The sequence below is a fragment of the Kitasatospora sp. NPDC004723 genome, from assembly GCF_040609255.1.
Lineage (GTDB): Bacteria > Actinomycetota > Actinomycetes > Streptomycetales > Streptomycetaceae > Kitasatospora.
In genome coordinates this window covers 23,976-42,393 of sequence record NZ_JBEXJT010000062.1, presented here as the reverse complement: position 1 = coordinate 42,393, position 18,418 = coordinate 23,976, and the positions used below count along the sequence as shown (strand labels likewise).

22 protein-coding genes are annotated in these 18,418 nt (G+C 74.3%); 13 read left to right on the top strand and 9 right to left on the bottom strand.

Features of this window, described 5'->3' with window-relative positions:
- Positions 1-380 precede the first annotated feature (380 nt).
- From ABZW10_RS35420 to ABZW10_RS35390, 7 genes are all read left to right on the top strand, one after another.
- On the top strand, positions 381-614 hold the full coding sequence (locus ABZW10_RS35420; RefSeq protein ID WP_350548483.1) for a helix-turn-helix domain-containing protein: 234 nt from the start codon (positions 381-383) through the stop codon (positions 612-614).
- A 232-nt stretch (positions 615-846) separates the two neighbouring features.
- Positions 847-1,653, top strand: a complete 807-nt coding sequence (locus ABZW10_RS35415) for an enoyl-CoA hydratase/isomerase family protein (protein WP_355374679.1) — start codon at positions 847-849, stop codon at positions 1,651-1,653.
- Positions 1,654-1,818: 165 nt separating this feature from the next.
- The gene (locus ABZW10_RS35410; RefSeq protein ID WP_355374676.1) at positions 1,819-2,334 is read left to right on the top strand and encodes an Asp23/Gls24 family envelope stress response protein; all 516 of its coding nucleotides are present in this window, start codon (positions 1,819-1,821) and stop codon (positions 2,332-2,334) included.
- A 43-nt stretch (positions 2,335-2,377) separates the two neighbouring features.
- The gene (locus ABZW10_RS35405) at positions 2,378-2,569 is read left to right on the top strand and encodes a hypothetical protein (RefSeq protein ID WP_355374673.1); all 192 of its coding nucleotides are present in this window, start codon (positions 2,378-2,380) and stop codon (positions 2,567-2,569) included.
- On the top strand, positions 2,569-2,928 hold the full coding sequence (locus ABZW10_RS35400; RefSeq protein WP_355374670.1) for a hypothetical protein: 360 nt from the start codon (positions 2,569-2,571) through the stop codon (positions 2,926-2,928). The genes ABZW10_RS35405 and ABZW10_RS35400 overlap by 1 nt, the downstream gene beginning before the upstream one ends.
- Positions 2,929-2,962: 34 nt before the next feature.
- Positions 2,963-3,565, top strand: coding sequence for a DUF6286 domain-containing protein (locus ABZW10_RS35395; RefSeq protein WP_355374667.1), 603 nt, complete (start codon positions 2,963-2,965; stop codon positions 3,563-3,565).
- The gene (locus ABZW10_RS35390; RefSeq protein WP_355374664.1) at positions 3,562-4,206 is read left to right on the top strand and encodes an alkaline shock response membrane anchor protein AmaP; all 645 of its coding nucleotides are present in this window, start codon (positions 3,562-3,564) and stop codon (positions 4,204-4,206) included. The genes ABZW10_RS35395 and ABZW10_RS35390 overlap by 4 nt, the downstream gene beginning before the upstream one ends.
- Positions 4,207-4,222: 16 nt before the next feature.
- On the opposite strand, the gene ABZW10_RS35385 is transcribed toward ABZW10_RS35390, so the two are convergent.
- The gene (locus ABZW10_RS35385) at positions 4,223-4,996 is read right to left on the bottom strand and encodes an SDR family oxidoreductase (protein ID WP_355374662.1); all 774 of its coding nucleotides are present in this window, start codon (positions 4,994-4,996) and stop codon (positions 4,223-4,225) included.
- Between the two features lie 163 nt (positions 4,997-5,159).
- On the opposite strand from ABZW10_RS35385, the gene ABZW10_RS35380 reads away from it, so the two are divergent.
- Positions 5,160-5,603, top strand: coding sequence for a MerR family transcriptional regulator (locus ABZW10_RS35380; protein WP_355374659.1), 444 nt, complete (start codon positions 5,160-5,162; stop codon positions 5,601-5,603).
- A gap of 3 nt (positions 5,604-5,606) precedes the next feature.
- Positions 5,607-5,939, top strand: a complete 333-nt coding sequence (gene trxA / locus ABZW10_RS35375; protein WP_355374656.1) for a thioredoxin — start codon at positions 5,607-5,609, stop codon at positions 5,937-5,939.
- 33 nt (positions 5,940-5,972) lie between these two features.
- Here trxA and ABZW10_RS35370 read toward each other — a convergent pair whose 3' ends face one another.
- Together ABZW10_RS35370 and ABZW10_RS35365 are read right to left on the bottom strand one after the other, a co-directional pair.
- On the bottom strand, positions 5,973-6,770 hold the full coding sequence (locus ABZW10_RS35370; protein ID WP_355374653.1) for an SURF1 family protein: 798 nt from the start codon (positions 6,768-6,770) through the stop codon (positions 5,973-5,975).
- 31 nt (positions 6,771-6,801) lie between these two features.
- The gene (locus ABZW10_RS35365) at positions 6,802-7,800 is read right to left on the bottom strand and encodes a DEDDh family exonuclease (RefSeq protein ID WP_355374650.1); all 999 of its coding nucleotides are present in this window, start codon (positions 7,798-7,800) and stop codon (positions 6,802-6,804) included.
- 183 nt (positions 7,801-7,983) lie between these two features.
- Here ABZW10_RS35365 and ABZW10_RS35360 point away from each other — a divergent pair, with 183 nt between their 5' ends.
- The 4 genes from ABZW10_RS35360 to moaA all read left to right on the top strand — a co-directional run bounded on the left by ABZW10_RS35360 (position 7,984) and on the right by moaA (position 12,334).
- The gene (locus ABZW10_RS35360) at positions 7,984-9,027 is read left to right on the top strand and encodes a zinc-dependent alcohol dehydrogenase family protein (protein WP_355374647.1); all 1,044 of its coding nucleotides are present in this window, start codon (positions 7,984-7,986) and stop codon (positions 9,025-9,027) included.
- A gap of 263 nt (positions 9,028-9,290) precedes the next feature.
- Complete coding sequence (locus ABZW10_RS35355) at positions 9,291-9,647, top strand: DUF485 domain-containing protein (protein WP_355374644.1); 357 nt, start codon at positions 9,291-9,293, stop codon at positions 9,645-9,647.
- Positions 9,644-11,254: a cation acetate symporter gene (locus ABZW10_RS35350; protein ID WP_355374641.1), complete on the top strand. Its 1,611-nt coding sequence runs from the start codon at positions 9,644-9,646 to the stop codon at positions 11,252-11,254. The genes ABZW10_RS35355 and ABZW10_RS35350 overlap by 4 nt, the downstream gene beginning before the upstream one ends.
- A gap of 90 nt (positions 11,255-11,344) precedes the next feature.
- On the top strand, positions 11,345-12,334 hold the full coding sequence (moaA, locus tag ABZW10_RS35345; protein ID WP_355374639.1) for a GTP 3',8-cyclase MoaA: 990 nt from the start codon (positions 11,345-11,347) through the stop codon (positions 12,332-12,334).
- Positions 12,335-12,382: 48 nt separating this feature from the next.
- Here the strand turns inward: moaA and ABZW10_RS35340 are convergent, their stop codons facing one another.
- The 6 genes from ABZW10_RS35340 to ABZW10_RS35315 all read right to left on the bottom strand — a co-directional run bounded on the left by ABZW10_RS35340 (position 12,383) and on the right by ABZW10_RS35315 (position 18,229).
- The gene (locus tag ABZW10_RS35340; RefSeq protein ID WP_355374636.1) at positions 12,383-12,622 is read right to left on the bottom strand and encodes a hypothetical protein; all 240 of its coding nucleotides are present in this window, start codon (positions 12,620-12,622) and stop codon (positions 12,383-12,385) included.
- Between the two features lie 258 nt (positions 12,623-12,880).
- Complete coding sequence (locus ABZW10_RS35335; RefSeq protein ID WP_355374634.1) at positions 12,881-13,270, bottom strand: DUF3099 domain-containing protein; 390 nt, start codon at positions 13,268-13,270, stop codon at positions 12,881-12,883.
- Between the two features lie 104 nt (positions 13,271-13,374).
- Positions 13,375-13,923, bottom strand: a complete 549-nt coding sequence (locus ABZW10_RS35330) for an RNA 2'-phosphotransferase (RefSeq protein ID WP_355374631.1) — start codon at positions 13,921-13,923, stop codon at positions 13,375-13,377.
- Positions 13,924-13,951: 28 nt separating this feature from the next.
- Positions 13,952-15,361, bottom strand: coding sequence for a metallopeptidase TldD-related protein (locus tag ABZW10_RS35325; protein ID WP_355374691.1), 1,410 nt, complete (start codon positions 15,359-15,361; stop codon positions 13,952-13,954).
- Positions 15,358-16,899, bottom strand: coding sequence for a TldD/PmbA family protein (locus ABZW10_RS35320; RefSeq protein WP_355374688.1), 1,542 nt, complete (start codon positions 16,897-16,899; stop codon positions 15,358-15,360). Before ABZW10_RS35320 ends, ABZW10_RS35325 begins: the two co-directional genes overlap by 4 nt.
- Before the next feature lie 184 nt (positions 16,900-17,083).
- Positions 17,084-18,229, bottom strand: a complete 1,146-nt coding sequence (locus tag ABZW10_RS35315; protein ID WP_355374628.1) for an MBL fold metallo-hydrolase — start codon at positions 18,227-18,229, stop codon at positions 17,084-17,086.
- Positions 18,230-18,418 lie beyond the last annotated feature (189 nt).

Genomic DNA, 18,418 nt, shown 5'->3' with positions numbered 1-18,418 from the left:
GCCCGGTCGTCCGTACGGACGACCGGGCCTCCGGGAGAGCACGATCAGGCCGGCCGGCCGTAGACGTGCCCTCCGATTTTTGGGCCAGAAAAACTAGTCCTTTCGGCGTGTCCGGGAATGAAGAGGTCCTGCATTCCGTTTGAGGAGCTTCCGTCGGCCCACCACCCGATCGTGGCCGGACCCACGCTGCTGATCAGCCCTTTCGCGTCGAACGGCGGTGCGTCCCCGGGGGCGTGCACTCAGCGTGAGCGCCCTTGTGCGCTCGGATCACCACCGCAGGACCGCCCGTTGCGGACATGGACCTTGTCGAATGGGTGGCCAGGACGCGGTGGATGGGTGATCATGGGAATCTGACCGAGCAACGCTACGAGGAGGCACGGGTGGCCGAGACTCTGAAAAAGGGCAGCCGGGTGACCGGTGCCGCGCGTGAGAAGCTCGCGGCCGATCTCAAGAGGAAGTACGACTCCGGGGCGAGCATTCGTGCCCTCGCGGAGGAGACCGGTCGTTCCTACGGCTTCGTGCACCGCATGCTGAGCGAGTCCGGGGTGATTCTCCGGGGCCGTGGCGGTGCCACGCGGGGCAAGAACAAAGCTCCTGCTGGAGCTGGTTCCTGACGCTCCGTCAATCCACTGGACGGATGACTCGGCGGCAGGGCGCCGACCGGGGGGACGACCGTTGATCGTCCGCCCCCGGCCCGGGCGAACCGGCCGCCGATCGTCATGTCGCGACCGCGCGCAGACCCGGCCGCCCGTCGCCGCGAGGTGTCCGGCGGCCACCCCCTGCCGTCGCGCCGCCAGTTTTGTTACTCTCCGGTAGCCAAGCACCCTCGCCACCGGAGGTTCCCGCATGACCGCTCCCGCCACCGATCCGCAGACCCCGCACCGGGAGCAGGACGGCGTCCGCCTGGAGATCGACGGCGAACTCGCCGTCGTCACCCTCTGTCAGCCCAAGCGGCGAAACGCCCAGTCGCCCGCCCTGTGGCGCGCCCTCACCGCCATCGGGCGCGAGCTGCCCGGAACCGTCCGGGTGGTGCTGCTCCGCGCCGAGGGCGTCTCCTTCTCCGCCGGCCTCGACCGCGCGATGTTCACCCCCGAGGGCATCCCCGGCGAGCCCAGCTTCCTCCAGCTGGCCGCCGCCGGCGACAAGGAGCTCGACGAGACCATCGCCGGCTACCAGGAGGCCTTCACCTGGTGGCGCCGCCCCGACGTGCTCACCGTGGCCGCCGTCCAGGGCCACGCCGTCGGCGCCGGTTTCCAGCTCGCCCTCGGCTGTGACCTGCGGGTGGTCGCCGAGGACGTCCAGTTCTCCATGAAGGAGACCTCGCTCGGCCTCGTCCCCGACCTCGCCGGCACCAAGCCGCTGACCGAACTCGTCGGCTACGCCAGGGCACTGGAGATCTGCGCCACCGGCCGCTGGGTCGGCGCCGAGGAGGCCACCGCGATCGGCCTGGCCAACCTCGCCGTCCCGGCCGCCGAGCTGGACGCCGCCGCCCGCGACCTCGCCGCCGCCCTGCTCGCCGCCCCGCGCAACGCGGTCATCGAGACCAAGGCGCTGCTGCAGGGCGCCGCCGGCCGCTCCTACGACGAGCAGCGTTCGGCCGAACGGGCGGCGCAGGCCCGCCGGCTGCGCGACCTTGCCGGCCTCGGCGACTGACCGCCCGCCGCCGCGCCGGGAGGCCCGGTCCCGTGGGGAGCACCCACCGGGCCGGGCCTCCCGGCGTTCGGGCCTTCCGGCTGCTCCGGGGGCGGGATTCGTGGCGAAATGCCAGAGTTGGAGCGATTTGCGATATAGCTGGAGCCGCACGACGGGAGATGAGCCATGCCTGACACTCCGACGCCCGCCACCCTGCACAAGAACGCCCCGCACGCCCACGCCGCCGCCCCCGCCTCCCCGGCGAGTTCGGAGGCCGGGCACGCGGTCGGCGAGCGCGGCCGCACCGCCCTGGCGGTCGGCGTGGTCGAGAAGATCGCCGGGATGGCCGCGCGCGAGGTCAGCGGCATCCACGCCCTCGGCTCCGGCCTCGCCCGCACCTTCGGCGCGATGCGGGACCGGGTCCCCGGCGGGCGCGGCAGCGTCGGGCGCGGCATCAAGGCCGAGGTGGGGGAGAAGCAGACCGCCATCGACATCGCGCTGGTCGTCGAGTACGGCGTCGTCATCCCCGAACTCGCCCGTCAGGTGCGGGAGAACATCATCGACGCGGTCGAGCGGATGACCGGACTGGAAGTCGTCGAGGTCAACATCGCCGTCAACGACGTCCACCTGCCCGACGAGCCCGACGTCGAGGAGGAGGAAGAGGAGGAGCCCTCCTCCGGGCAGCGGCCCAAGCTGAAGTAGCCGGGAAGAACAGTCGGCGGCGGTGGAAGACGAGGTGGAACGGATGAGCCTGGCCATCGTCGGCCTGGTGGTGGGCATGGCCCTCGGGTTCGCGGGGTACTTCGGCGGCTTCGCGGCGTTTCTGCTGGTGGCGGCGCTCGGGGTGGTCGGATTCGTGGTCGGCCGGCTGCTGGAGGGCGACATCGAACCCGGCGAGCTCGGCGACCTGCTGCGCGGCCGCGACCGGCGCCGCTGATGGCGGCCCTCGCCCCGGCGCCCGCCCACCGGGAACCCGGTGCCCGTGGCCGGCTGCGGATCGCCGACCGCGTCTACGCCCGGATCGCCGCCCGCGCCGCCCGCGAGGCGCTCGCCGACGCCTGGCACGGCCGGACCGTGCGCGGCGGCCCGCCGAAGGTCTCGGTCACCGGCCCCGCCACCCCGGGCACCCCCGTCACCGTCCGGGTCTCCGCCGACCTCCCCTTCCCGGCCGACCTCGCCGCCCTCGCCCGCGCCGTCCGCGACCGCGTCGCCGCCGACATCCGCACCCTGACCGGTGCCCGGGTGGGCGAGGTCGTGGTGGTGGTCGAGCGCCTGGTGGCGGAGGCCGCCCGGTGAGGGCGCGGGCCGGGGCGGTGGCGGAGGGGGCGCGGTGAGCGCGGGGGAGGGCGGCTCCGAGCCGGGGGTGGGGAAGGTGCGGCGGCCACGGGCGCTGCGGACCACGGCGGCCGCGGTGGTGGCCACCGTGCTGCTGGTGGCGGCCGGGGCGCTGCTGTACGACGTGATCGCCGTCCGGACCGGGCACCGGGCCCGGCAGTGGCGGGCGGAGCTGGCCGAGGAGCTCGCCACCCGGCACCTGGACGACCTGGCCGTGCTGCTCGGCGCCGGCGCGGGCGTGCTGCTCGGCGGTTGGCTGCTGTGGCTCGCCCTCGCGCCCGGTCTCGGCCGCTGGCTGCCGCTGCGCCCGCACGGGGACACCGCGGCGGTGATCGACCGCTCCGGGGTGGCGGCCCTGCTGGCCGACCGGGCCGCCGGGCTGCCGGGCGTCGAGCACCTGCGGGTGCGGGTCAGCCGGCGCCGGGTGCGGATCAGGCTCGTCGGCCCCGCCGACCCGGCCTCGGTGCAGCGCCGGCTGCGCGAGGAGCTGGCGGCGGTCACCCTGGCCCGGCCGCTGCGGCTGGAGGTGCGGACGGCCGGCCGCCGCGGACGGGCGAAGCCGACGGCGGACGCCGCGGCGGACGGGGGCACCGGGTGAACCGGGGAACGGTGAACCGGCTGCTGCTGGGCGTGGTCGGGCTGGTGCTGCTGGCGGCCGGGGCGCTGGTGCTGGCCGGCGGGCTCGACCTCTACGGGCACCTCGGCGTCGACCCGCCGTCCTGGTGGCCGCTCACCTCGCCCGACCAGCCGGTGCTGAGCGCGAGCTCGCGCACCCGGTGGGCCGGCTCCGCGTGGTGGTGGCCGGTGGTGATCACCGGGCTGGCGGTGGTGGCCGCGGGCACCGCCTGGTGGCTGGTGGCCCAGCTGCGTCGCAGCGGTCCGACGACCGTGGCGCTGCCGACGCCGGGGGCGCCGGGCCTGCGGCTGCGGCTGCGCACCAGGGCGCTGGAGGAGGCGGTGGAGAGCGGCGCCGTCGAGCTGCCGGAGGTCGAGCGGGTGGGCGTCCGGCTGGTGCGCGGAGCGCGGCACCCGCGGCTGCGGGCGGCCGTCCGGATGACCCCGGGCGGTGATCCGGCCGCGCTCGCCGAGCACTTCGAGACCGGCCCGCGCGCCGGGGCGCTGACCAGTCTGGGGCTGCCGGACCTGCCCGCCGACCTGCGGATCCGGGTGATCGCGGCCCGCCCGGAGGTCACCGGGCGGCGCCGCCGTCGCCGCGGCCGGCAGCCGCGGGTGGTCTGACGCCGCCCGGCGCCGCTCAGAGGCCGCGCAGTGCGCCGCCGTCCACCGGGACCATCACCCCGGTGAGGTAGGAGGCGGCGGGGGAGAGCAGGAAGGCGGCGACCTTGCCGAACTCCTCGGGGGTGCCGTAGCGGCCGAGCGGGATGTCGGCGCTGTGCCGGGCGCGGGCGGCCTCGACGTCGCCGCCGAGGGCGTCGAGCTCGCGCACCCGGTCGGTGTCGATCCGGGCCGGCAGCAGGCCGACCACCCGGATGCCGCGCGGGCCGAGTTCGTCGGCGAGCGACTTGGCGGCCATCGCCAGGCCCGGGCGCAGACCGTTGGAGATGCCGAGGCCCGCGATGGGCTGGCGGACCGAGCCGGAGAGCACGAAGCCGATCACGCCGCCCTCGCCGAGCTCCGCGGCGGCGGCGCGGGCGATCCGCAGGGCGCCCAGGAAGACCGACTCGAAGGCGTCCCGCCAGGCCTCCTCGGGGGCGGTGGCGACCGGGCCGGCCTGCGGCCCGCCGACGCTGATCAGCACGCCGTCCAGCCGGCCGAACCGCTCGACGGCCGTCGCGACCAGCCGCTCGGCGGTCGCCGGGTCGCCGTTGTCGGCCACCAGCCCGTGCACCGCCTCCGCTCCGCCGCCGAGGGCGGCGAGCTCGGCGACGGCCGCCTCCACGGCCTCCGGCTTGCGGCCGGTGACCAGCACCCGGGCGCCGTCGGCGGCGAGCTCACGGGCGGTGGCCAGGCCCAGGCCCCGGGTCGCGCCGGTGACCACGTACACCTTGTCCTGCAGTCCAAGATCCATGGAGTCATCCTGCCGCGTCGGCCCCGGCGGTGCGCAGCGGCCCCCGCGCGGCGCGCCCGGCTCGGCCGGCCCGGTGCGTCGGCGCTGGCGTTGACGTGCGCGTCAAGGTCTACCGTCGTTCCCGGCGGCGTTCGAACGGCTGCCGGAAGGGCAGGGTCCGGACATGCGGATCGGTGAACTGGCGAAGCGGGCGGGGACGACCACCCGGGCACTGCGGTACTACGAGCAGCTCGGGCTGCTGCCCGCCCGGCGGGCCGGCAACGGGTACCGCGCCTACGGGGAGGCGGACCTGCGGCTGCTGCGGCAGATCCGCACCCTGCAGGACTTCGGCTTCGGCCTGGAGGAGACCAGGCCGTTCGTCGAGTGCCTGCAGGCGGGTCATCCGCACGGCGACTCCTGCCCGGCCTCGCTGGAGGTCTACCGGAAGAAGCTGTCCGAGCTGGACGAGTGCATCGCCCGGCTCCAGGAGGTCAGGACCCGGGTCTCCGAGCAGTACGCCCGGGCCGAGCGGGAGCGCGACGCGCTCGCCGCGGGGGCCGCCGCGGAGCCGCCGCAGTGCGAGTGGGCCGCAGCCGCGGTCCACGACCGGGACGAGTGGGAGAGGTAGGCCATGGTGCAGATCGCAGGGGTGGCGGCGGTGACGGACGAGACCTTCGCCGCCGAGGTGCTGGCGGCCGAAGGGCCGGTACTGGTGGACTTCACGGCGGACTGGTGCCCGCCGTGCCGGCAGATGGCGCCGGTGCTGGCCGAGCTGGCCCGGGAGGAGGCGCACCGGCTGACGGTGGTCAGCCTGGACGTCGACCACAATCCGCAGACCCAGGCGGCGTACGGGGTGCTGTCCATGCCGACGCTGATGGTGTTCCGCGGTGGCGAGCCGGTGAAGTCGGTGGTCGGGGCCCGGGCCAAGGCCCGGCTGCTGCGCGACCTGGACGACGTGCTCTGACGGTCCCCCCGGGGAGGGTTCCCGGGGAGGGGATCAGGCGGGGACGGCGACCGCCACGCCCTCGGCCTCGGCGGCCTCCTTGCGGCGGTCCTTGGCCTCCCGGCGCGCCATCACCGCGAACCCGACCGGGATCAGCGCGGTGAACAGCCACCACTGGATCGCGTACGCCATGTGCGGGCCGATGTCGGAGTGGTTGGGCTCGGGGAGCAGCTCGGGCTGCTCGGCCGGGGCCGGCTCGGTGGCGGTGAGCTCCAGGTAGCCGCCGAGCAGGGCGGCGCCGTTCTCCTTGGTCTGCTGGGTGCTGCTGATCAGGGTGAACTGCCGGTCCGGCAGGCCGGCCCGGTCCTTGATGCTGCCGGAGGCGGCCTCGTCGGCGCGCAGCCGGCCGGTCAGGGTGACCTGGCCGGCCGGTGCCGCCGGGACGGCCGGGTACTCGGCGGCGGAGGTGCCGGAGGGCACCCAGCCGCGGTTGACCAGCACGCTCCCCCTGCCGTCGGCGAGCACCAGCGGGGTGACCACGAAGTAGCCGATCTTGTCCCCGCTGGAGTCGGTCCGCTTGCGGACCACGAACTCGTGCGCCGGGTCGTACTGTCCGGTGGCCGTCACGGGGCGCCAGGTGAGGTCCTTGGGCACGGTGAAGCCGGGCGCGGCCGACAGGGTGTCGAACGGCACGGGCTCGGCGGTGAGGGACCGGGCGATCAGCTGGTTGCGGTCCACCCGCGCCTCGTGGCGGTGCAACTGCCAGAACCCCAGCCGGATGGTCGTGGGGATCAGCAGCAGGGCGATCAGCAGGGTGATCAGCCAGCGCCGGGAGAGCAGAAAACGGTACACATGGGCACCGTACGCCCTGCTCACCACCGGCTCACCCACCGGGGTGCGGGGCGACCTCGCGCAGCAGTTGGAGGAAGGCGTCCTCGCCGACCACCGGTGTGCCGACCTCGCGGGCCTTGCGGGCCTTGCCGCTCCAGCTGTCCGGCTCGTTGGTGACCAGCAGGCTGGTGAGCCGGCTCACCGAGGTGGCGATGTGCAGTCCGGCCTCGACGGCGCGGTCCTCCAGCAGCTCGCGGTCGGTGGCGGTGTCGCCGGTGAACGCCACCCGCATGCCCTGCACCAGCGGCTTGCCGTCCTCCCAGCGCCCGGGGTTCGGGTACGGGCACGGCGGGCGCTTCTTGGCCTGCCGGTACGCGGCGCCGGTCCAGGAGGCGCGGCCCGGGGAGGCGGGCGCGTCCTCGCCGAGGTCGGTGACGGCCACGCAGGACTGCAGCGGCAGCGGGACGCCCCCCGAGCGGGCCAGGTGGAGGCTGGGGCGGAACGCCTCGGCGAGCACCCGGGCGTCGTCCAGCGCGTTGTGCGCCTGCCGCTGGTGGACGCCGAAGTAGGCGGCCAGCGAGGACAGCTTGCCGTTGGGCAGCGGCAGCCGCAGGTCGCGGGCCAGCACCATGGTGCACAGCCGCTGCTCGACCGGGGCGTGCAGGCCGGCCCGGGAGAACTCGCGGGAGATCATGTTCCAGTCGAAGAGCGCGTTGTGGGCGACCATCACCCGGCCGCGCAGCCGCTCGGCGAACTCGTCGGCGATTTGCGGGAAGGTGGGCGCGCCGGCCAGCTGGTCGCCGGTGAGGCCGTGGATCCAGACCGGGCCGGGGTCGCGCTCCGGGTTGACCAGGGTGTACCAGTGGTCGACGACGTCGCCGTCCGCGTCCAGCCGGTAGACGCCGGCGGAGATGACGCGGTCCGTGCGGCCGAGGCCGGTGGTCTCGACGTCCACCACCGCGTAGCCGCCGGCGGGGGCGGCGGAGCGCTGGGCCGGGACCGCGGCGGTCCGGGGTGCTGCGCCGGGGGTCTCGGGCTGGATCGCGTACATGGTCCAACAGGATAAGGCCCGCCGGTGACCGCGGACGGCGGTTCGCCGGTGGCGGGGGTCGTCCGGAGGGTCGGCCGGGACCGGTCGGAATAGAGTGGACGGTGCAGTCGTCGTACATCCGGTCGATTGTTCTCCGGTCGCCCGCGGTACCGGTGCGGGCACCTCTGGTAAGGACGAACCCCCATGCGCGCCACGGTCATCCACGGTCCCAACGACATCCGGATCGAGGAGGTGCCGGACCCGGTGGTCCAGCAGCCGACCGACGTGGTGGTGCGGGTGGTGAACGCCTGCATCTGCGGCAGCGACCTGTGGGCGTACCGCGGGGTCGCCGCACGGGTGGCCGGGCAGCGGATCGGGCACGAGTTCCTCGGGGTGGTGGAGGAGGCCGGCGCCGAGGTGCGGGGCGTGCGGCCGGGCGACCTGGTGGTGGCGCCGTTCGTCTGGTCGGACGGCACGTGTGACTTCTGTCGCGAGGGGCTGCAGACCTCCTGCCCGCACGGCGGCTTCTGGGGCCAGGTCGGCTCGGACGGCGGGCAGGGCGAGGCGGTGCGCGTCCCGTTCGCGGACGGCACCCTGGTGAAGCTGCCCAAGGAGGCGCAGGGCGACGAGAAGCTGCTGCCGGGGCTGCTGGCGCTCTCCGACGTGATGGCGACCGGGCACCACGCGGCGGTCTCGGCGCGGGTGCGCCCGGGCGCCACGGTGGCGGTGGTCGGCGACGGCGCGGTGGGCCTGTGCGGGGTGCTGGCCGCCCACCGGCTGGGCGCCGGGCGGATCATCGCGCTGGGCCGGCACACCGCGCGCACCGACCTGGCCCGCCGGTTCGGCGCGACCGACGTGGTCGCCGAGCGCGGCGAGGCGGCGATCGAGGCGGTCCGCGAGCTGACCGGCGGGCAGGGCGCGCACGCCGTGCTGGAGGCGGTCGGCACCGAGGAGTCGATGCGCACCGCCGTGTCGATCGCCCGGGACGGCGGCGCTGTCGGCTACGTGGGCGTGCCGCACGGCGGCAGCGCCGGCGTCGACATCGGTCAGATGTTCGGCCGGAACGTCTCGCTCAACGGCGGGGTCGCGCCGGCCCGCGCGTACATCCCCGAGCTGCTGCCGGACGTCCTGTCCGGCGCCATCGAGCCGGGCCTGGTCTTCGACCGCACGGTGGACCTCGACGGCGTCCCGGACGGCTACCGGGCGATGGACGACCGATCGGCGCTGAAGGTGCGGGTGGCTTTCTGACGCACCGCTGTTGACGCACCGCCAGGGGTGGCTCCGGTTGACCGGGGCCACCCCTTCGGTATGTCCCGGATGCACCCCGGACGGGTGGTTTTCGGTCAATTGGCTGCTGCGAAAGAGCGAACGAATGGCTGAACACTGTCAAACCCTTCCGGGTGACGTCCCGTCCTCCTAGCATTGCGCGGCGCGCATCGGACCTGTGACTTCGCTCACGTTCGATCGTTTCCACTGATGCGACCACTACGCCGAAGGAGTGAGGAGTCAGAGTGGAATCGCCGCCGATCGACACCATCCCCAGCGAAACCCAACTCATCGAGGAGAGCGCGGAGTTCCGAACCCTCCGGCGCTCGTTCCGGAACTTCGCGTTCCCGGTCACCATCGGTTTCGTGCTCTGGTACCTGCTCTACGTGCTGCTCTCCGGCTACGCCCCCGCCCTGATGGGCACCAAGGTCGTCGGGCACGTCAACGTCGCCCTGGTGCTCGGGCTGATGCAGTTCGCCACGACCTTCGCCATCGCCGCCTGGTACGCGCGCTACGCCGACCGGAGGATCGACCCCGGCGCGGCCGCGATCCGCGAGGCGCGCGGTGCGGTCGTCCACGCGCCCCGGGAGGCCGCCGAATGAACCTGCTCGCCAGCTCCGCCACCGACCACCGCGGCCTCACGATGACCCTGTTCGGGATCTTCGTGCTCACCACCCTCGGCATCACCGTCTGGGCCGGCCGGCAGACCAAGGACGCCGCCGACTTCTACGCCGGCGGCCGGGCCTTCTCCGGCTTCCAGAACGGCCTCGCCATCTCCGGCGACTACATGTCCGCCGCCTCCTTCCTCGGCATCGCCGGCGCCATCGCGCTGTTCGGCTACGACGGCTTCCTCTACTCCATCGGCTTCCTGGTCGCCTGGCTGGTCGCACTGCTGCTGGTCGCCGAGCCGCTGCGCAACTCCGGCCGCTACACCATGGCCGACGTGCTGGCCTTCCGGATGCGCCAGCGCCCGGTGCGCACCGCCGCCGGCATCTCCACCATCGTGGTGTCGATCTTCTACCTGCTCGCCCAGATGGTCGGCGCCGGCAGCCTGGTCGCCCTGCTCCTCGGGGTCAGCGGCGACGGCGCCAAGCGCTGGACGATCGTCGCGGTCGGCGCGCTGATGGTCCTCTACGTCGCCATGGGCGGCATGAAGGGCACCACCTGGGTGCAGATCGTCAAGGCGGTGCTGCTGATCGCCGGCACCGCGCTGATGACCGTCCTGGTGCTGGCCAAGTACCACTTCAACCTCTCCGCCCTGCTCGGCGCCGCCGCCGACGCCAGCGGCAAGGCCGACGCCTTCCTCGAACCGGGGCTGAAGTACGGCGCCACCGGCACCAGCAAGCTCGACTTCCTCAGCCTCGGCCTGGCCCTGGTGCTCGGCACCGCGGGCCTGCCGCACATCCTGGTCCGCTTCTACACCGTGCCCACCGCCAAGGCCGCCCGGAAGTCGGTGCTCTGGGCGATCGGCATCATCGGCGGCTTCTACCTGATGACCCTCGCGCTCGGCTTCGGCGCCGCCGCGCTGGTCGGCCCCAAGGCGATCAAGGCCGCCAACGCGGCCGGCAACACCGCCGCCCCGCAGCTCGCCGAACAGCTCGGCGGCGGCGCGGGCACCACCGGCGGGGCGGTGCTGCTCGCGGTGATCTCCGCGGTCGCCTTCGCCACCATCCTCGCCGTCGTCGCCGGACTGACCCTCGCCTCCTCGGCCTCCTTCGCCCACGACCTCTACGTCAACGTCTTCCGGCGCGGCAAGGTCTCCGAGCGCGAGGAGGTGCGGGTCGCCAAGTGGGCGGCCGCCGGGATCGGCGCGGTGGCGATCGTGCTCAGCCTGTTCGCCGACAAGCTCAATACCGCCGCCCTGGTCGCCCTGGCCTTCGCGGTGGCCGCCTCGGCGAACCTGCCCACCCTGCTGTACTCGCTGTTCTGGAAGCGCTTCAACACCGCCGGCGCGGTCAGCTCGGTCTACACCGGCCTGGTCACCGCGGTGGTGCTGGTGGTCTTCTCCCCGGTGGTCTCGGGCGCGAAGAACTCGCTCTTCCCGCACTCCGACTTCCACTGGTTCCCGCTGGAGAACCCCGGCCTGGTCTCCATCCCGGCCGGCTTCCTGGCCGGCTGGATCGGCACCGTGCTCTCCCGCCGCGGGGCCGACCCGGCGAAGTACGCTGAACTCGAGGTGCGCTCGCTCACCGGGTTGGGCGCCCACTGACGGACGGGCGGTGACTAAGCTGGCCCGGCCCCGCCGTGACGGAGGCCGGGCCGGCCGCCCTGGCGGCACCTCACTCGGGAAGGGACCGCCGTGCTGCTCGACACCTTCGGCCGCCGCGCCGTCGACCTGCGGGTCTCCCTCACCGACCGGTGCAACCTGCGCTGCACCTACTGCATGCCCGAGGAGGGCCTGCAGTGGCTGGCCAAGCCCGAGCTGCTCACCGACGAGGAGATCGTCCGGCTGGTGACCCTCGCCGTGCGCGACCTCGGCGTCCAGGAGGTCCGCTTCACCGGCGGGGAGCCGCTGCTGCGCCCCGGGCTGGTCGGCATCGTCGAGGCCTGCGCGGCCCTCGACCCGCGCCCCGAGCTGTCGCTCACCACCAACGGCATCGGCCTCGCCCGCACCGCGGCGGCGCTGCGCTCGGCCGGCCTGGACCGGGTCAACGTCTCGCTGGACACCCTTGACGGGTCCACCTTCCAGACCCTCACCCGGCGCCGCCGCCACCACGACGTGCTGGCCGGCCTGGCCGCCGCCGAGGCCGCCGGGCTCGTCCCGGTGAAGCTCAACGCGGTGCTGATGCGCGGCGTCAACGAGCACGAGGCGCCGGACCTGCTCGCCTGGTGCCTGGAGCGCGGCTACGAGCTGCGGTTCATCGAGCAGATGCCGCTGGACGCCCAGCACGGCTGGGACCGCTCCGCGATGATCACCGCCGAGGAGATCCTGGAGCGGCTGTCCGCCCGCTTCACCCTCACCCCCGAGCCCTCGGGCCGTCGCGGTGCGGCGCCCGCCGAGCGCTGGGTGGTGGACGGCGGCCCCGGCCGGGTCGGTGTGATCGCCTCGGTGACCCGCCCGTTCTGCCGCGCCTGCGACCGCACCCGGCTCACCGCCGACGGTCAGGTCCGCAACTGCCTCTTCGCCACCGGTGAGACCGATCTGCGCACCGCCCTGCGCTCCGGCGCGGACGACGCCGAGCTGGCCGCGCTGTGGCGTGCGGCGATGTGGGGCAAGAAGGCCGGCGCCGGCATCGACCAGCCGGACTTCCACCAGCCGGTGCGTCCGATGTCGGCCATCGGCGGCTGAGGCCGGCCGAGGCGCGGTCCGGGGGCGCGGTCCGGGGTCGGTCGGGGCTCAGGCCCCGGGGGTCCCGTCGCCCTGACCGGTGAACGGCAGGACCTCCTTGAGGAAGCCGCGCACCCCGAGGAACTGCGAGAGGTGCTCGCGGTGCTCCTCGCAGGCCAGCCAGGTCTTGCGGCGGTCCGGGGTGTGCAGCTTGGGGTTGTTCCAGACCAACTCCCAGACGGCGTCCGCGCGGCAGCCCTTCGCGGAGCAGATCGGGGTCTGCGGCTGGGGGGCGTCGGGGAGCAGCATCGGCGGTCGTCCTCGGGCGGTCGGCGGGGTGGTCGTCACCGCCAGTCTGTCACGCACCCCGGCATGCGCACATGGCGACGCCGGGCAGCCACGGGGGGAGCCGCCCGGCGTCGGTCCGTCGCTCCGACGGGGGATGCGGAGCGCGTACGCAGTATGTCACGGGGCGGGGTGGGTATGGGGAGGTCTTGCATGATTAATCTGAGCTTCTTTTGAGCTTTCCGCCTGGGCAATCGGTGGAAAATAGCTCAAAACGGACGCTCAGTTCCGGCTCTGTGAAGAATCGGTGGGCACACGTCCGGCCCCATCAGCACCCTGCGTCACATCCGCCCCCTGAGGCCCACTGCCGCCGGGGCCCAGCATCAGCGGGGTGGTCGCCGGTACGTCGAAGGTGGACGGCAGGCCCGGCGCCTTCTCCCGGCCCGCGTTGGCGAGCAGCACCGCGAAGTACGGCAGCAGCACTCCGCCCGCCAGCGCCACGAACGCCAGCCACCGCTGGACGTCCCACAGCACCACCGCGAGCAGCACGCAGACGGTCCGCAGCAGCATCGAGGCCACGTAGCGGCGCTGGCGGCCGCGGACGTCCTCGCTGAGGCTGCTGCGGGCTCCCGTGATCCGGTAGACCTGCCCGCCGTCGGGGCTCTTGCCCATGTCCCAAACCACCTTCGTCCGCGCACCCGCGCGCCTCGTCGCGCGGCCTCCTCACCGTACGCCGGGAGCGGGGCGACGACGAGACCGGGGCCGCGTGCGTACGCCTATCGGCCCTGGGCGAGGTACTGCGGAGGCACCGCGTCCGTCAGCCAGACCCCGTTGGCGCTCACCCGGAACTCGTGTCCCGCCTCGGCCATCGCGGCCGCGTCGACCAGGAGCACCACCGGCCGGCCGTGCCGGGCGCCGACCCGGGTGGCGGTCTCGACGTCCGCCGACAGGTGGACGTCCTGCCGGGCCATCGGGCGCAGGCCCTCCCGGAGGATCGCCGCCAGGCTCCGGGTCGCGGTGCCGTGGAACAGCACCGGCGGGGGCTCGGTGGCGGCCAGACCGAGGTCGACCGCCACCGTGTGCCCCTGGCTGGCGCGGATCGAGAGGCCGTCCGGCGAGTAGGCGAAGCGGCGCTTGTTGTTGGTCGCCACCACGTGGTCCAGCTCGGCCCTGGTCAGCCGGGTGCCCCGGGCCGCCAGCGCGCCGAGCAGCACGTCCACCCGGACCCAGCCGGCCGGGTCCAGGGTGACCCCGACCCGGCCGGGGTCGTGCCGCAGGATGCGCGACAGCATCTTGCTGGTCCTGACCGTGCGCTTCTCGTCCACGCCTCTCGATCCTCCTCCCGGCCGGGCCCTACGAGGCCTGGCTGACCGAACTCATGTTGAACCCCGGCACCCGCACCGGCGGCATCGCCGTCCGGGTGAACCAGTCGCTCCACTCGCGCGGCAGGCAGCGCTCCGTGCGGCCGACCTCGGTGATCCGGCCGAGCAGGTCCACCGGCGACTCGTTGAAGCGGAAGTTGTTGACCGCGCCGACCACCTCGCCGTTCTCCACCAGGTAGACGCCGTCCCGGGTGAGACCGGTCAGCAGCAGGGTCGCCGGGTCCACCTCGCGGATGTACCAGAGGCAGGTGAGCAGCAGCCCGCGCTCGGTGCGCGCGATCATCTCCTCCAGGGTCGGCGCGGCCTCCTGGTCGGCCGTCTCCAGGACGAGGTTGTCGATCGCCGGGCGCACCGGCAGCCCGCCCAGCGCCGCCGCGTGGCGGCTGCTGACCAGGGCGGTCAGCTCGCCGTCGCGGATCCAGTCGGTCGCGGTCAGCGGCAGGCCGTTGTCGAACACCGAGGACTCGTCCTCGCTGGCGTGCACCAGCGCGAACGGCGCGGACTCCAGGCCCGGCTCGTGCGGGTCGGAGCGCAGCGTCAGCGGCAGCCCGGCCAGCTTGTCGCCGATCCGGGTGCCCCCACCGGGCCGGGAGAAGACGGTGCGGCCCTCGAAGGCGTCCCGTCCGCCGGCCGACCAGGTCAGGTACACCATGAGGTCGGCGACGGCGGACGGCGGCAGCAGGGTCTCGTAGCGGCCGGCCGGCAGGTCGATCCGGCGCTCGCCCCAGCCGAGCCGCCGGGTCGCCTCGGCGTGCAGGGCGGTGACGTCCACGTCCGAGAAGTCCCGGGTGGCGGCGCCGGTCCAGGCCGAGCCGGACAGGTCGGCGGTCTTGGCGTTCAGCTCGACCGTGCCGGCCGGCTGGTCGTGGCGCAGCCGCAGGCCGGTGGAGCTGCCCAGGTAGCTGGTGACCAGCTCGTGCCGGGCGAAGCCGTACAGCAGCTCGCCCTGCTCGGCGGCGCGGGCGAAGGCCCGGCCGAGGGCCGGTCCGAACTCCGCGAACACCTCGATCGAGGTCTCCCCGGGCGGCTCGGTGAAGTGCGGCGAGTTCGGCTGCTCGGCGACGGTGACCAGCGGCTGCGCGTCCTCGGCCGGGCCGGCCGCGCGGGCGGCCTCCTCGGCGGCCCGGACCAGCTCGGCCACCTCCTGGGGTTCGACGGCCTCGCGGGAGACCACGCCGGAGGCGGTGCCCTCGGCGCCGGCCACCGTGGCGATCACGGTCAGCCGCCGGCCCCGGGTGACGCCGTTGGTGGTGAGCGCGTTGCCGGCCCAGCGCAGGTTGGCGCTCGACTCCTCGTCGGCGATCACCACGCAGCCGTCGGCGCGGGAGAGGCCGAGCGCCAGCTCGACGAGTTCGTGGGGCTGCGTCGTCGCGGTCATCAGTGACCCGCCTCCTGCTGGGTGTTGAGCACGTTGACGTTGCGGAAGAGCGCCGAGGGGCAGCCGTGGCTGACGGCGGCGACCTGGCCGGGCTGCGCCTTGCCGCAGTTGAAGGCCCCGCCGAGCACATAGGTCTGCGGGCCGCCGACGGCCGCCATCGAGCCCCAGAAGTCGGTGGTGGTGGCCTGGTAGGCGAAGTCCTTCACCTGGCCGGCGAGTTCGCCGTTCTTGATGGCGTAGGCCCGCTGCCCGGTGAACTGGAAGTTGTACCTCTGCATGTCGATCGACCACGAACGGTCGCCGACGATGTAGAGGCCGTTCTCGACGCCCGCGAACAGGCCCTCGGTGGACGGGCCGCCGGCGACCGGCTGGAGCGAGACGTTGGCCATCCGCTGCACCGGGACGTGGGCGGGGGAGTCGGCGAAGGCGCAGCCGTTGGAGCGCCCGAAGCCCTTGAGCCCGGCCATCGCGCGGTCGAGCTGGTAGCCGACCAGGACGCCGTCCTTGACGAGGTCCCAGGACTGCGCGGCCACCCCCTCGTCGTCGTAGCCGACGGTGGACAGGCCGTGCTCGGCGGTGCGGTCGCCGGTGACGTGCATCAGCTCGGAGCCGTACTTCAGCGAGCCGAGCCGGTCGAAGGTGGCGAAGGAGGTGCCCGCGTAGGCGGCCTCGTAGCCGAGGGCGCGGTCCAGTTCGGTGGCGTGGCCGATCGACTCGTGGATGGTCAGCCAGAGGTTGGACGGGTCGATCACCAGGTCGTAGCGGCCCGGCCGGACGCTCGGCGCCTTCATCTTCTCGGCCAGGTGGACGGGCAGCGCGGCGAGCTCGGCGTCCCAGTCCCAGCCGGTGCCGGTCAGGCTCTGTCCACCGGGGGACGACCCCCGCGCCCCCGTCAGATATTCCCAGCCGCGCCCGGCCGGCGGGGCCAGGGTGCGCATCGAGTCGAACGCGCCGGTCCGCCCGTCCACCGAGCTGGCCTCCAGCACCGGGTGCAGCCGGATCCGCTGCTGGGTGGTGACGGTGCCGGCGGTGTCCGCGTAGAACTTGTTCTCCTGGACGGTCAGCAGGGTCGCCGAGACGTGCGAGACGCCCTCGGCGGCCAGCAGCCGGGCGCTCCACTCGGAGAGCAGCGCGGTCTTCTCGGCGTCCGGCACCTCGAAGGGGTTGACCTCGTACGCGGAGACCCAGGTGGCGTCCCGGTGCACCGGCTCGTCGGCCAGCTCGACGCGCTCCGCCGAGCCCGCCGCCCGGCTGATCCCGCCGGACAGCCGGGCCACCGCGACGGCCTGCTCGGCCACCCGGGCCGCCGCGTCCGGGGTGAGGTCGACCCCGGCGGCGAAGCCCCAGGCGCCGTCGAGCAGCACCCGCACGGCGAAGCCGAGCTGGACGCTGTCGGAGGTGCCGGCCGGGCGGGCGTCGCGCAGCCGCCAGGAGGCGCTGCGGACCCGCTCCAGGCGGAAGTCCGCGTGCCCGGCGCCGAGTTCACGGGCCCGGGCGAGGGCGGCGTCGGCGAGGGCGGTCAGCGGGTAGCCGAGGAACAGCGGGTCGACGGCGCGCGGGACGCCGCCGTGGGACGGGGGCGTGGCGGTCGGGGGCAGCGGAGGCAATCGGGCTCCCTGGTCGGGCGGACGGCGGTGCGGCGCCCCGGTACCGACAGGGGCGCCCGAACCGCATCATTTCCCGCCAAGGGGCTTTCGGCCAGCGTATTTCCGGTGCGGCGGCCGGCTACCCGATGCCCTCCCACCAGCCCTCCAGCTCCGGCGGGTTGTCGACGTCGACCCGCTCGCCGGGGCGCGGGACGGCCAGCCGCACGCCGTGCTCCTTGGCCGCCACCAGCAGCCGCTCGACGGGCTCGGCCCACGGGTGCAGGCCCAGGTTGAAGGTGCACCAGTGCACCGGGAGCAGCAGCTCGGCGTTGAGCTCGCGGTGGGCGCGGACGGCGTCCTCGGGCGTCATGTGGATGTCCGCCCAGGCCGGGTCGTAGGCGCCGACCTGGACCAGCGCGGCGTCGAACGGGCCGTGCTCGGCGCCGATCCGCGCGTAGCCCTCGAAGTAGCCGGAGTCGCCGGTGTAGTAGACCTTGCGGCTCGGCCCGGCGACGACCCAGGACCCCCACAGGGTGGTGTTGCGGGTCAGGCCGCGGCCGGAGAAGTGGTGGGCGGCGGTCAGGGTGAGCGCCAGGTCGCCGAGGGTGCAGGTCTCGTCCCAGTCCAGCTCGATGATCCGGTGCTCGGGCACGCCCCAGCGGCGCAGGTGGGCGCCGATGCCGAGCGGCACCGCGAACGGCGCGGACTGACTGCGCACCAGCCGCCGGACCGTCGCCATGTCCAGGTGGTCGTAGTGGTCGTGCGAGATGAGCACCGCGTCGACCTGCGGCAGCTCCTCCAGTTCCACCGGCACCGGGTGCAGCCGGCGCGGGCCGACCTGCGCGGCGGGGGAGCAGCGCTCGCTCCAGATCGGGTCGAGCAGCACCCGGGAGCCCTCGATCTCGACCAGCGCGGAGGCGTGCCCGTACCAGGTGACCGCCACGCCCTCGGCGGCCGTACCGGCGGCGTCGGCCGGGCGGACGACGGGCACCGCGCCGTTCGGGGTGCGGCCGGCGCGCTGGAACAGCACCCGGCGCACCGTCTCCGGGTCGATGCCGGACGCCGCGGCCGTCCGGGCCAGCTCGGAGGGCGCGTTGTGGAAGACGCCGTCGCGGTACTGCGGGGAGTTGCGCAGCCGCTCCTCCCGCTCGCCGTCCGGCCGGCGGCCGAATGCCGCCGGGAGGTCGCGCAGCGCCCAGGCGACCGCTCCGGCGCCGACCGCCAGCGCGGCCAGGGCCGCCAGTCGTCCGCGTCGGTGGGTGGTCCCGACCCGTGCCTCGCTCATTCCGCGTTCCGCCTCCGCTCGTCACCGGGGCCGGCTGTCCGGCTGCGGGCCGCCGTCGGCCCCGGTGCGGCGGCCCCGGCGTCGTGCCGCACCAGGGGGCACAACGGGCGTGCACCGTCGCGGGGTTCCCGGACGGGCCGCTCAGTGGACACGACAATCCGGTGCGGACCGGTGGGCGAATCGCGTGAA